Source organism: Microbacterium oryzae (assembly GCF_009735645.1).
In the GTDB taxonomy this organism is placed as follows: Bacteria; Actinomycetota; Actinomycetes; order Actinomycetales; family Microbacteriaceae; genus Microbacterium; species Microbacterium oryzae.
On sequence record NZ_CP032550.1, the window covers coordinates 505,829 to 518,248 of the forward strand.

General features: G+C 71.2%; 12 protein-coding genes and 5 tRNA genes. 13 read left to right on the forward strand and 4 right to left on the reverse strand.

Going from position 1 to position 12,420, the window contains the following annotated elements:
- Positions 1-5: 5 nt before the first annotated feature.
- Positions 6-893 (reverse strand): hypothetical protein, encoded by an 888-nt coding sequence (locus D7D94_RS02245; protein ID WP_216648678.1) that lies wholly within the window; start codon positions 891-893, stop codon positions 6-8.
- A gap of 127 nt (positions 894-1,020) precedes the next feature.
- Positions 1,021-1,096, reverse strand: a tRNA-Val gene (locus D7D94_RS02250).
- A gap of 202 nt (positions 1,097-1,298) precedes the next feature.
- Between D7D94_RS02250 and D7D94_RS02255 the strand changes: the two genes are divergently transcribed.
- The 6 genes from D7D94_RS02255 (at position 1,299) to D7D94_RS02280 (ending at position 4,520) form a co-directional block, all read left to right on the forward strand.
- A tRNA-Gly gene (locus D7D94_RS02255) sits at positions 1,299-1,370 on the forward strand.
- Between the two features lie 52 nt (positions 1,371-1,422).
- A tRNA-Cys gene (locus D7D94_RS02260) sits at positions 1,423-1,496 on the forward strand.
- A gap of 25 nt (positions 1,497-1,521) precedes the next feature.
- A tRNA-Val gene (locus D7D94_RS02265) sits at positions 1,522-1,596 on the forward strand.
- A gap of 54 nt (positions 1,597-1,650) precedes the next feature.
- Positions 1,651-1,722, forward strand: a tRNA-Gly gene (locus D7D94_RS02270).
- Positions 1,723-2,019: 297 nt separating this feature from the next.
- Positions 2,020-3,948, forward strand: coding sequence for a threonine--tRNA ligase (gene thrS, locus D7D94_RS02275; RefSeq protein ID WP_216648702.1), 1,929 nt, complete (start codon positions 2,020-2,022; stop codon positions 3,946-3,948).
- 2 nt (positions 3,949-3,950) lie between these two features.
- Positions 3,951-4,520 (forward strand): HIT family protein, encoded by a 570-nt coding sequence (locus D7D94_RS02280; RefSeq protein WP_156241031.1) that lies wholly within the window; start codon positions 3,951-3,953, stop codon positions 4,518-4,520.
- Positions 4,521-4,531: 11 nt separating this feature from the next.
- Here the strand turns inward: D7D94_RS02280 and D7D94_RS02285 are convergent, their stop codons facing one another.
- Positions 4,532-5,866 (reverse strand): aminotransferase class I/II-fold pyridoxal phosphate-dependent enzyme, encoded by a 1,335-nt coding sequence (locus D7D94_RS02285; RefSeq protein WP_156243273.1) that lies wholly within the window; start codon positions 5,864-5,866, stop codon positions 4,532-4,534.
- Positions 5,867-5,959: 93 nt separating this feature from the next.
- Here D7D94_RS02285 and pdxS point away from each other — a divergent pair, with 93 nt between their 5' ends.
- Together pdxS and pdxT are read left to right on the forward strand one after the other, a co-directional pair.
- The gene (gene pdxS, locus D7D94_RS02290; protein WP_156241032.1) at positions 5,960-6,850 is read left to right on the forward strand and encodes a pyridoxal 5'-phosphate synthase lyase subunit PdxS; all 891 of its coding nucleotides are present in this window, start codon (positions 5,960-5,962) and stop codon (positions 6,848-6,850) included.
- The gene (gene pdxT, locus D7D94_RS02295; protein ID WP_156243274.1) at positions 6,844-7,443 is read left to right on the forward strand and encodes a pyridoxal 5'-phosphate synthase glutaminase subunit PdxT; all 600 of its coding nucleotides are present in this window, start codon (positions 6,844-6,846) and stop codon (positions 7,441-7,443) included. Before pdxS ends, pdxT begins: the two co-directional genes overlap by 7 nt.
- Positions 7,444-7,491: 48 nt before the next feature.
- On the opposite strand, the gene pdxY is transcribed toward pdxT, so the two are convergent.
- Positions 7,492-8,343 (reverse strand): pyridoxal kinase PdxY, encoded by an 852-nt coding sequence (gene pdxY, locus D7D94_RS02300; RefSeq protein ID WP_156241033.1) that lies wholly within the window; start codon positions 8,341-8,343, stop codon positions 7,492-7,494.
- A gap of 55 nt (positions 8,344-8,398) precedes the next feature.
- Here pdxY and D7D94_RS02305 point away from each other — a divergent pair, with 55 nt between their 5' ends.
- The 5 genes from D7D94_RS02305 to D7D94_RS02325 all read left to right on the forward strand — a co-directional run bounded on the left by D7D94_RS02305 (position 8,399) and on the right by D7D94_RS02325 (position 12,420).
- Entirely contained in the window at positions 8,399-9,301 is a 903-nt protein-coding gene (locus D7D94_RS02305) for a L,D-transpeptidase (RefSeq protein WP_156241034.1), read from the forward strand.
- A 103-nt stretch (positions 9,302-9,404) separates the two neighbouring features.
- Complete coding sequence (locus tag D7D94_RS02310) at positions 9,405-10,166, forward strand: YebC/PmpR family DNA-binding transcriptional regulator (RefSeq protein ID WP_156241035.1); 762 nt, start codon at positions 9,405-9,407, stop codon at positions 10,164-10,166.
- A 92-nt stretch (positions 10,167-10,258) separates the two neighbouring features.
- On the forward strand, positions 10,259-11,521 hold the full coding sequence (gene dinB, locus D7D94_RS02315; protein WP_156241036.1) for a DNA polymerase IV: 1,263 nt from the start codon (positions 10,259-10,261) through the stop codon (positions 11,519-11,521).
- A gap of 31 nt (positions 11,522-11,552) precedes the next feature.
- Positions 11,553-11,873, forward strand: coding sequence for a hypothetical protein (locus tag D7D94_RS02320; RefSeq protein WP_156241037.1), 321 nt, complete (start codon positions 11,553-11,555; stop codon positions 11,871-11,873).
- Entirely contained in the window at positions 11,857-12,420 is a 564-nt protein-coding gene (locus D7D94_RS02325) for a nucleoside/nucleotide kinase family protein (RefSeq protein ID WP_246171850.1), read from the forward strand. The genes D7D94_RS02320 and D7D94_RS02325 overlap by 17 nt, the downstream gene beginning before the upstream one ends.

Sequence of the window (12,420 nt, forward strand, 5' to 3'; positions counted from 1 at the left end):
CGCGCTCACTGCTCGATGAACCGCACCTCGAGGTCGGCGATGTGCAGCCCGGACGACTCGATGGCGTCCTCGATCGCCGCATGCCGGCCATCCGGAGCGACGATCTGCACCTTCTCGACGCCGTCGATCGGCGTGCCCTCGCCATCCGCCCAGAAGGCGGTGGCGCCGAGGTGCACGAGGTCCGTGAGGAGCGCGAGGTACGCGTCGCTCTCGCCGGGTTCGATCATGAGGCTGAGGTCCGGCGAGTTGACCTCGACGACCTCGTCCGCGTCGCGGCCCGCGGCAGTCAGAAGCGCGTCGGCGTGCTCGACGAGCGGCAGGGTATCGGCGAATCCCGTCGGCGTGCCGGCATCCGGTTGGTCCAGGTCGTCCATCGCGAGGAAGGCGAGCACGCCCTTGTCCCAGATCGAGGGCTGCACGGCCAGACCCGGTGCGACGCGGTCGAGCTCCTTCGTCAGGCGCACCGCATCGAACCCGAAGCCGGGGCATGACGGGGCCGACGCCGTCGGAACCGGGTCGGACGGCGACGCGTTGAGCGCCACGTCGCTCGCCGCCGGCGTCCGCACGCGGATATGCCAGGTGATCTCGTCGGGGTACCCGCTCGTGCACGCGGCTTCGAGCAGGCCCGGAAGGCCCGCATCGCTCACCGTCACGAACATCCAGGAGGTCGGGTCGGAGAACGTCGGGGCCTCGACCCAGCGCTCCATCTCGACGGCCTCGACGCCCGGCAGGCTCTCGAGCTCCGCCCCCAGCTCGTCGAACTCCGTACTCGGGCGGTCGAAATGAGTGTCATCGAGCGACCACGCGGCCAGCAGGAGCGCGCCGGTCGCAAGGGCGAAGACCGCCGCGATCACGACGGACATCCGGACGCGTCTGCCGATTGTCGTCGTCACGTCGTCCCCTCCCGGTGAGGGCGTGCGCCCTGTCGCACCGAAGGTAGCGAACGCGAGCCGTGTTGCCCAGGCCGGCGGCGTCTCGGCCCGGGAATGACGAAACCCCCGGGAGCACCGGGGGTTTCCATGGTGGGCGATACCAGACTCGAACTGATGACCTCTTCCGTGTGAAGGAAGCGCGCTACCAACTGCGCCAATCGCCCAGGCTGTGAAGTTGTCGGCCTTGCGGCACAGATGACGAGCATACCCGATGCGGAAGGGCCTGACGAACCGGGGGAGAGGGCCGAGCGTGTCGTGCGCGAGCTCGGTGCGGTGACACGCCCGGATCTGAGCCGCGGTTTGGACGCCTGCCGAACCTGGGCTAATGTAGTGCAAGTGCCCGGGGCAAGCAGCCGGGAACGAAATGCGGATGTAGCGCAGTGGTAGCGCATCACCTTGCCAAGGTGAGGGTCGCGAGTTCGAATCTCGTCATCCGCTCGAGTGCAGGGATCTCCTCGGAGGTCTCGGCATGCGGGTTCGAAACCCCCGCGGTGGCGTGGCCGAGAGGCGAGGCACCGGCCTGCAAAGCCGTTTACACGGGTTCGAATCCCGTCGCCACCTCCACTCCCGGCTCAGGCCGGAGCAATATGGGCGATTGGCGCAGCGGTAGCGCGCTTCCCTGACACGGAAGAGGTCACTGGTTCGATCCCAGTATCGCCCACCAGAGAAACCCCCGGCTTGCCGGGGGTTTCGCAACGTCCGGGACTCGTCCCGGCATGCGGATGTAGCGCAGTGGTAGCGCATCACCTTGCCAAGGTGAGGGTCGCGAGTTCGAATCTCGTCATCCGCTCTCTCGAAGGGCCTCCTCGCGGAGGCCTTTCTTTCGTTCCCGCGCGTGGAGGAGCGCCGCGGTGGCGCCGGCGGTGTGCGCCTCCCCGTCCGACGATGTCGTCTCATCCTCGCGACACGGTATTCGGCGACATTCCGTGTCGGTTCGGCGAGGCGACATCATCTGACCGTCGGGGCCACCGCCATCCGCTCGCACGCGGCCGCCCGGATGCCCCGCACGCGGCCCCCGGGTCCGCGGAACTAGGATGGTGCGGTGACCTCCGGATTCGACCTGTACCCCGAGAAGAATGTCGTCGCGATGCGCGTCGACGGTGAGCTGAAGGACCTCGCGGCGGAGGTCCCGGACACGGCGACGACGGAGCCGGTGACGATCGACAGCCCCGACGGGCTGAACGTCCTGCGCCACTCGACCGCGCACGTGCTCGCGCAGGCGGTGCAGAAGATCAACCCAGCCGCGAAGCTCGGCATCGGCCCGTTCATCACCGATGGCTTCTACTACGACTTCGACGTCGCCGAGCCCTTCACACCTGACGACCTCAAGGCGATCAAGAAGGAGATGCAGCGCATCGTCAAGGAGGGCCAGCGGTTCGTCCGCCGCGCCGTCTCCGACGACGAGGCGCGCGCCGAGCTCCGCGACGAGCCGTACAAGCTCGAGCTGATCGGCCTCAAGGGCGGGCAGAAGGAAGCCGCCGAGGGCGCGAGCGTCGAGGTCGGCGCCGGCGAGCTCACCATCTACGACAACGTCGACCCCAAGACGGGTGAGACGCAGTGGAAGGACCTCTGCCGCGGCCCGCACGTGCCGACCACGCGCCTGCTCGGCAACGGGTGGGACATCGTCCGCATCGCGGGCGCGTACTGGCGCGGCAGCGAGAAGAACCCGCAGCTGCAGCGCATCTACGGCACCGCGTGGCCGACGAAGGACGACCTCAAGGCGTACCAGGACCGGCTCGCCGAGGCCGCGCGCCGCGACCACCGCAAGCTCGGCCGCGAACTCGACCTCTTCTCCTTCCCCGACGAGATCGGGTCCGGCCTGTCGGTGTGGCACCCCAGGGGGGCGATCGCGCGCGGCGAGATGGAGCAGCACGCGCGCCGCCGCCACATCGCCGAGGGCTACAGCTACGTCTACACGCCGCACATCACGAAGAAGGACCTCTTCGTGACGTCCAACCACCTCGTCACGTATGCGGATGGCATCTGGCCGCCGATCCGGATGGACGAGGAGCGCGACGAGGACGGCAACGTCACGAAGCAGGGCGTCGACTACTACCTCAAGCCGATGAACTGCCCGATGCACATCCTCATCTACAAGGAGCGCGCGCGCAGCTACCGCGACCTGCCCCTCCGCCTCGCGGAGAACGGCACGGTCTACCGCAACGAGCTCTCCGGCGCGCTGCACGGGCTCACGCGCGTGCGCGGCTTCACGCAGGACGACGCGCACCTCTTCGTCACGCCCGACCAGCTCGAGGCCGAGACGACCAAGGTGCTGGAGTTCGTGCTCTCGCTGCTGAAGGACTTCGGGCTGGAGGACTTCCGTCTCGAGCTGTCGATGCGCGACGACGAGAAGTCGAAGTGGATCGGGGAGGAGGACGTCTGGGAGACCGCGACCGACGCGCTGCGCCGCGTCGCGAAGTCCACCGGTCTGGAGCTGATCGAGGAGCCCGGCGAGGCGGCCTTCTACGGACCGAAGATCGACCTCAAGGTCACCGACGCCCTGGGCCGCTCGTGGCAGCTCTCGACGGTGCAGCTCGACTTCAACCTGCCCGAGCGCTTCGACCTCGAGTTCACCGCGGCCGACGGCACCAAGCAGCGCCCGATCATGATCCACCGCGCGCTGTTCGGCTCGATCGAGCGGTTCTTCGCCATCCTGCTCGAGCACTACGCGGGCGACTTCCCGCTGTGGCTGGCGCCGCAGCAGGTGGTGGGCGTGCCGGTGGCAGACGAGTTCGCGCCGTACCTCGACGAGGTCGTGCAGAAGCTCCGCGTCGCCGACGTGCGCGCCGAGGTCGACCACTCCGACGACCGCATGCAGAAGAAGATCCGCACGCACACCACGGGCAAGGTGCCGCTCCTCCTCATCGCGGGCGAGCAGGACCGCTCCGCCGGCACCGTCTCCTTCCGCTTCCGCGACGGCTCGCAGCGCAACGGCGTGCCGGTCGACGAGGCCGTGGCGCTCGTCACGCGCGCGATCGCCGAGAAGCGCCTCGTGCTGACCGACGAGGACCTCTGAGCATGACGACGGAGCACGAGGCGCGCGAGGAGTTCGCGCGCCTCGAGCCCGCGTCGGACTTCGCGGCCTCCTCCGACGCGTTCCAGCGTCTCTGGACGCCCCACCGGATGGCGTACATCAACGCGGGCGCGGACGCGAACCGGGGGACCGGCTGCCCGTTCTGCGCGGCGCCGGACAAGAGCGACGAGGATGGCCTCATCGTCCACCGAGGCGAGCACGCCTTCGTGCTCCTCAACCTCTTCCCGTACAACTCCGGGCACATGCTGGTGTGCCCGTACCGCCACATCGGTCTGTACGACCAGGCGGACCCGCACGAGACGGCGGAGATCGCCTACCTCACGCAGACCGCGATGCGGGTGCTGCGGACGGTGTCGCGCTGCGACGGGTTCAACATCGGCATGAACCAGGGCCACGTCGCCGGTGCGGGCGTGGAGGAGCACCTGCATCAGCACATCGTGCCGCGGTGGACGAGCGACGCGAACTTCTTCCCGATCATCGCCAAGACGAAGGCCCTGCCGCAGCTCCTCGGCGAGGTCCGCGCGGCCATCGCCGACGCCTGGCCCGCCGCCTGAGGGGTGCGACGTCAGCCGCGCTGGGCGCAGGCGGCCGCGAGATCGGCCGCCAGCGTCTCCGCGTTGGCGTCGTCGAGGCCGTGCACGGTGAGACGCAGGTGATGCGAGGCCGCACCCCCTCGCGACAGCGCGAAGTCGTCGCCGGTCCGCGCGAGCCATCCGCGGCGCATGAGCCGCTCCGACACCGTGCGAGCAGGCAGCGGCAGCCGCACCCAGAGGCTCAGCCCGTCGAGCGGCGCGGTGTCGATGCCGTGCCGCCGCAGTCGCTCGGCGAATGACCGATTCCGCTCGGCGTAGTGCTCGCCGGCGCGCTCGATGGTGTCGAGGGCGGCGGAGTCGGTCAGCAGCGCGAGGGCGAGCCGCTGCAGCAGGTGGCTCACCCAGGTCGTCCCGGGGCTCAGCCGCATCGCCAACCGCTCGGCCGTCTCCGCATCGGAGGCGGTGACCGCGAGGCACATGTCCGGGCCCAGGAACTTCGACACCGACCGCACCAGCGCCCAGCGGCGATGCTCCGGGCCGATGATCGAGTGGTACGGATGGCGCGAGAGCAGCGAGAAGTGGTCATCCTCGATCACGAGGACGTACGGGTGCTCCGCCAGGATGGCCCGGAGCTCCGCCGCGCGGCGGGCTGAGAGGCTCGCGCCGGTCGGGTTCTGCGCGCGCGGGGTGCAGACCACGGCGCGCACCCCCTCCGCGAGGGCCGCGCGCAGGCCGTCCGGCGTCATCCCCTCCTCATCGACGGGCACGGCGACAGGGCGGTAGCCGGCGAGGCGCACGGTCCGGATCGTCGCGAGGAAGCAGGGGTCCTCGACCGCGACCGCGTCGTCCCGTGTGAGGGCCTGGGCCAGCAGGCGCTCGACAGCATCGAACGCCCCGCTCGTGACGGTGAGGCGCATCTCGTCGGGTGAGGCGACGTCGTCGCCCAGCCAGGCGCGGGCGCGCTCGGCGAGGCCGGCGTCGATGACGGGCTCGCCGTAGAGCACGGGGCGGCCGGCGAGGGCGGTGAGGGCGGCCGACATGTCGGGGATGAGCCGCGGATCGGGATTGCCGGTGCCGACGTCGCGGAGCACGCTGTCGGCGGCGAACCCGTCCTGCGCGAGCGTCGCGCGGTCGGCGACGTGCGTGCCGGCACGGCCGAGGGTCACCACGAGGCCGGCCTGCGCGAGCTGCCGGTAGGCGGCGACGGCGGTGTTGCGGTTCACCCCGAGGCTCTCCGCGAGCGCGCGCACCGAGGGAAGGGCGGCACCGGGCGCGAGGGCGCCCCGCTCGATGAGCCCGCGCACGCTCTCGGCGATCTCGGCCGCCGAATGGCCCGTGATCGCGGGGGAGGAGTCGCCGTGTTGCATCGACACGATCCTACGGCCCATCCCGTGCTAACTTTTGGCCTAGGACAATAACCGCGGCTGTCACAGCCGTGGGCGAGGCGACGGAGGACATCCATGACCGGGACGACGAAGGGAACGGCGCGCGTGAAGCGCGGGCTGGCCGAGATGCTGAAGGGCGGCGTCATCATGGATGTCGTCACCGCCGAGCAGGCGCGCATCGCCGAGGACGCGGGCGCCGTCGCGGTCATGGCGCTCGAGCGGGTGCCCGCCGACATCCGCGCGCAGGGCGGCGTCGCTCGCATGACGGATCTCGACCTCATCGACGAGATCCGGGCCGCGGTGTCCATCCCGGTGATGGCGAAGGCGCGCATCGGCCACTTCGTCGAGGCGCAGGTGCTGCAGGAGCTCGGCGTCGACTACATCGACGAGTCCGAGGTGCTCTCGCCCGCCGACTACGTCAACCACGTCGACAAGTGGCCCTTCACGGTGCCGTTCGTGTGCGGTGCGACTCACCTCGGCGAGGCGCTCCGCCGCATCACGGAGGGCGCGGCGATGATCCGCTCGAAGGGCGAGGCCGGCACGGGCGACGTCTCGGAGGCGACCAAGCACATCCGTCGCATCACGAGCGACATCAACGTGCTGCGCTCGAAGACGAAGGACGAGCTGTACGTCGCGGCCAAGGAGCTGCAGGCGCCGTACGAGCTCGTCGTCGAGGTCGCGGAGACGGGCAAGCTCCCCGTCGTGCTCTTCACAGCGGGGGGCGTGGCCACGCCGGCGGACGCCGCGCTCATGATGCAGCTCGGCGCCGACGGCGTCTTCGTCGGCTCGGGCATCTTCCGCTCGGGCGACCCGGTGAAGCGGGCGGCCGCGATCGTGCGCGCGACGGCCTTCTACGACGATCCGAAGGCCATCGCCGACGCCTCGCGCGGCCTCGGCGAGGCCATGGTCGGCATCAACGTCGCCGACATCCCCGCCCCGCATCGGCTCGCCGAGCGCGGCTGGTGAGTGCGGCCCCGCGGGTCGGCGTCCTCGCGCTGCAGGGCGACGTCCGCGAGCATGTTGCGGTGCTCGAGCACCTGGGTGCGCGCGTGACGCGGGTGCGGCGGGCGAGCGAGCTCGCCGCGGTGGATGGCCTCGTGCTGCCGGGTGGCGAGTCGAGCGTCATCGACAAGCTCTCGCGCGTCTTCGGGCTGCGGGAGCCGCTCGTCGCCGCCCTCGCGAGCGGCCTCCCCGCCTACGGGACGTGCGCCGGGCTCATCCTGCTCGCCGACCGACTCGAAGACGGCATCGCGGGCCAGCAGACCCTCGGCGGCCTCGACGTCACCGTGCGCAGGAACGCGTTCGGCACGCAGGGCGACTCGTTCGAGACCGCGCTGGCCGTGCCGGCGCTCGGCGATCCCGGCGTCCGCGCCACGTTCATCCGCGCCCCCGTCGTGACCGAGGTCGGCGCGCGGGCGACGCCGCTGGCGGCCCTCGCCGACGGCCGCGTGGTCGCTGTCGAGCAGGGCGCCCTCCTCGGCTCGGCCTTCCACCCCGAGGTGACGGGGGAGGACCGCTTCCACCGCCGCTTCCTCGACCACGTGCGAGCGGCGGCGTAGGGCACTGACGCAGCGGTGTCCCGGGCCTCCCGCCCGGGACACGCCCGCTCAGCGCAGCTGACGGACCTCGAACTCGAGGCGCGGATTCGCGAAGTGCTCCTGCGACTGCACGAGCTGCAGCTCGCGGTCGCCCACCGCGTACGTCTGCTCGAGGAGGCCGAACACGCTCGAGGCGGTGCGCGCGAGCGCGTCGGGCGCCGAGCCCGTGGCCACGTAGTGCGAGGTGAACAGGGCCGCCGTGACGTCACCGGATCCGTTGGCCTTCATCGGCAGGAACGGCGTCTGCACGACCCAGGCGCCCTCGTCGTCGACGACCATCATCTCGATGGTCCCCTCGGGCCGGTCGGGGCGCTCCACCGACGTCACCAGCACGGTCCGCGGCCCCATCGCGCGCGCGGCGTCGGCCGAGGCGATCGTGGACTCGAGGGTGTCGGGCGCGGTCCCCGTGAGGAACCCCAGCTCGAACTGGTTGGGCGTGATGATGTCGGCCACCGGCACGACGCGCTCGCGGAGCAGATCGGGGATGGCGGGAGCCACGAAGCAGCCCGACTTCGCGTTGCCCATGACGGGGTCGCAGGCGTAGACGGCGGCGGGATTCGCGTGCTTGACGCGGGCGACGGCGTCGATGATGACGTCGGCGATGCCCTCGCTGCCCTGATAGCCCGAGAGCACCGCGTCGAGGGTCGGGAACGCGCCGCGCTCCTCCACGCCGGTGATGACCTCGGCCACGTCGCTCGGCGGGATGAGCGGCCCGCGCCACGCGCCGTAGCCGGTGTGATTGGAGAAGTTGACGGTGTAGACCGGCAGCACCTCGACTCCGATGCGCTGCATCGGGAAGACGGCGGCGGAGTTGCCGGCGTGTCCGTACGCGACGGCGGACTGGATCGAGAGGATCTTCATCCTGCGATCCTCTCATTCGTCGCCGACCGCCGCGCTCGCGTGGTGGAATGGCGGCATGGGGGCGATCGCGGCGCGTCGGCGCATCATCTGGGTGGCGGTGGCGATCCTCGTGATCGCGGCCGCCGTGGTCACGGGGTTCCTCGTCTCGGGAGCGCGCGAGCAGCAGGCGCTGCCGACGCCGACTCCCACGCGCACGCCCTCCGCGACCCCGTCGTCCACCCCGACCCCCTCGCCCACGCCCGAGGGCCATCCGGAGAACACGAAGGCCTACGACCTCGCGGCGCTCCAGGTCGTCGAGGTGTTCGAGGTGAACCCGGCCCTCCCCGTCGACGACGACCCCGACGGCGACACCGAGCCGCTCACGGCGCAGCCGCTGGCGGAGGGCGCGCCGGTCTTCGCGGATCCGACCGGCGAGCCGGTGGCGTATCTGCCGCGCACGCAGCACTTCGAGGGCACGGTCGTCCCGGTGATCGAGCGCGAGGAGCACTGGGTGCGCGTGCTGCTCGTCGGGCGGCAGGCCATCCCTTCGCAGGGCGACCCCGGCCAGGTCACCGGCTGGCTGCGGATGGCCGATGTCGAACTGGCGGCGAATCCCCACCGTGTCGAGGTGGATCTTTCGGACCGCACGATCGACATCGTCACGGACGGTGCGTCCGAGCGGGTCGCGAGCGACTTCGCCTCCGGGGCGGCCGCCACGCCCACCCCGCGCGGGCGCTCGTTCGTGATGACCACGCGCACGGCGTCGCTCGGGTACACGCGCGGGCTGCCGCTCGTGTACCTGTCCGCGCAGTCGCCGGTGCTCGACGGCTTCGACGGCCAGAGCGTGGCGGTCACCGCGTTCCACTACCACGACGCCCATTCCGGCGAGATCTCCAACGGATGCATCCGGCTCGACGAGAGCGCGATCGCTCGGCTGGCGGAGCTGCCAGAGGGCACGCCGGTCTACATCCGCGACTGACCCGGCCCCGGGCATCCGCACCGGGCGGGCCGCGCGAGAGAATAGAATCGCCTGAGGCCTGCGCGCGCGCGTGCGGTCTCGCAGTCACACGAGCGGGAGAGATATGTCCGGGCATTCCAAGTGGGCCACGACGAAGCACAAGAAGGCGGCCATCGACGCCAAGCGTGCGAAGTCGTGGGCCAAGCTCATCAAGAACATCGAGGTCGCGGCCAAGCTCGGCGGCGCCGACCTGCAGGGCAACCCGACGCTGTTCGACGCCGTGCTCAAGGCGAAGAAGACGTCGGTCCCGAAGGACAACATCGACCGCGCCATCAAGCGCGGCGCCGGCATCGGCGGCGAAGCGGTCGAGTACACCTCGATCATGTACGAGGGCTACGCCCCCGGCGGCATCGCGATGCTCATCGAGTGCCTCACCGACAACAAGAACCGAGCGGCCGCCGAGGTGCGCACCGCGATGACCCGCAACGGCGGCAACATGGCCGACCCGGGCAGCGTCGCGTACAACTTCGAGCGCAAGGGCGTCATCGTCGCCTCCGGCGAGGGCACCACCGAGGACGACGTCATGATGGCCGCCCTCGAGGCGGGTGCGCAGGAGATCGAGCCGCACCCCGCCGGGTTCGCGATCATCACCGAGGCCGCCGACATGGTCGCCGTGCGCACCGCGCTGCAGGACGCCGGCATCGAGTACGAGTCGGCCGACGCCGAGTTCGTCCCGAACCTCAAGGTCGAGGCCGACGCGGAGACCGCTCGCAAGGTCTTCCGCCTCATCGACGCACTCGAAGACAGCGAGGACGTGCAGAACGTCTTCACGAACATCGACCTCACCCCCGAGGTGCAGGCCGAGCTCGAGGAAGACGACGAGTAGCGACCACGCGCAGTCGAGCGGCGCGGGCGGAGGCGGAAGCCTCCGCCCGCGCTGTGTGAACGGATGTCGGTGGTCGAGGAGAGGATGGCCGGATGGGGCGTGCTGACGGCACCGGACGCATCGTGTCCGCCGAGGGTGCCGACGACAGCGGCACCGGCATCCTCCACGTCGACATGGACGCGTTCTATGCGGCGGTCGAGATCCTCGATGACCCGTCGCTGGCGGGCAAGCCGCTCATCATCGGCGCTCCGGATGGCCGCTCCGTCGTCTCGAGCGCGTCGTACGAGGCCCGCCGCTACGGGGTGCGCTCGGCGATGCCCGTGAGCCAGGCGGTGCGGCTCTGCCCGCACGCCCTCATCGTGCCGCCTCACTTCGACCGGTACCGCGCGGTCTCCGCGCAGGTGATGGCGATCTTCCGCGACTTCACGCCGCTCGTGGAGCAGCTCTCGATCGACGAGGCGTTCCTCGATGTGCGAGGTGCCCGGCGCCTGTGGGGCACACCCGGCGAGATCGCGCAGATGATCCGCGCACGGGTGCAGGCCGAAGCCGGCATCACGTGCAGCGTGGGCGTCGCCGCCAGCAAGCACGTCGCGAAGATGGCCTCCACCATCTGCAAGCCGGACGGGATGCTCGTGGTGCCGGGCGCGCGGACGCTGGAGTTCCTCGGGGCTCGGCCCGTGCGGGCGATGTGGGGCGTCGGGCCGAAGGCCGCGGAGGTGCTGGAGAGCCGCGGCATCCGCACGATCGCTGACCTGCGCGAGACGCCGCTGCCCGTGCTCACCCGCGCGGTCGGGGCGGCGTCGGCGCAGCGCCTGCACGCCCTCTCCCGCGGCGAGGACTCACGGGAGGTCGAGACGCACCGCGTGGAGAAGAGCGTCTCGCACGAGGAGACCTTCCAGACCGACGTGGGCGACGTCGATCTGCTGCGCGCGGAGCTGCTGCGGCTCGCCGACCGGGTCGCCGTGCGCCTGCGTCGCGGCGGCCTGGAGGCGGCGGGGGTCGCCATCAAGGTCCGGTTCTCGGACTTCACGACGCTCACCCGTTCGCAGACCCTCGCGGAGCCTACCGCGCTCGGGCAGCGGATCGGCGACGTGGCCCGCGACCTCCTCGCGGGCGTGGAGCTGCGCCAGGCGGTGCGCCTGATCGGCGTGCGCGCCGAGCGGCTGCGCGCGGCGGGGTCATCGGCTCTCGCGCTGTGGGACGAGGACGCGGAGTGGAAGCGCGTGGAGGGCACCCTCGATGACGCGGTCTCCCGCTTCGGCGACGGCGTCGTCACCCGCGCGGCGTTCCTCGGGAGGACGGAGCGCCATCCGCAGGTGCCCCGCACGCCTCGACCGGCGGAGGATTCCGACTGACAGCGGCGCCGGTCGGCGGTAGCGTGGGCTCATGCCCAACATCGCACTGGAAATCGGCCGGATCTCCGCGAACCTCGGCGTGAGCGCCGCGTACGGCGAGCCGCAGGACATCGACGGCGAGCGCTTCGTCCCGGTCGCCGCCACCTGGACCGGATTCGGGGGCGGATCCGACGAGACCGGCAACGGCGGCGGCGGAGGCGGCGGGTTCTCGATGCCGATCGGCGCATACGTCCGCCGCAACGGCGAGCTGCGGTTCGAGCCGAACCTCATCGCCACGCTCGCGGTCGCCATCCCGTTGTTCTGGGTGACCGGGCGCATGCTGGCCAAGCTCGTCCGTGCCCTCAAGAAGTAGCGCCCCGCTTCCGATCCCGCGCGCGCTCGAGCTCGTCCGCACCCTGGTGCGGGGGAGCGGTGCACGGCGTGTGGTCATCGACGGCCGCAGCGGCGCTGGCAAGACCACGCTCGCGCGCGATCTCGTGGCGTCGTGGCCCGGAGCGCAGCTGCTCTCGCTCGACGAGGTGTATCCGGGGTGGGGCGGCCTGCGGGAAGGAGCCGCGCTCGCGTGCGCGCTCGTGCTCGTTCCGCATGCCGAGAGGCGCCGCGGCGATTACCGCCGATTCGACTGGGTGGACGGCACCTTCGCCGGGCCGCTGCTCGAGATCGATCCGGACCGGCCGCTCGTGGTCGAAGGCTGCGGCGCGCTCACCGCCGTCGCAGCGGGGCTCGCGGATGCGTCGGCGTGGCTCGACGGCGACGCCGACCGCCGACGGGAGCGCGCCCTCGCCCGCGACGGCGACGGTTTCGCGCCCTACTGGGACATGTGGGCGGCGCAGGAGGAGGCGCACATCCGCCGGGAGGCGCCGCAGGAGCTCGCCGCCCTCGCGCTCACGACCTGCTGA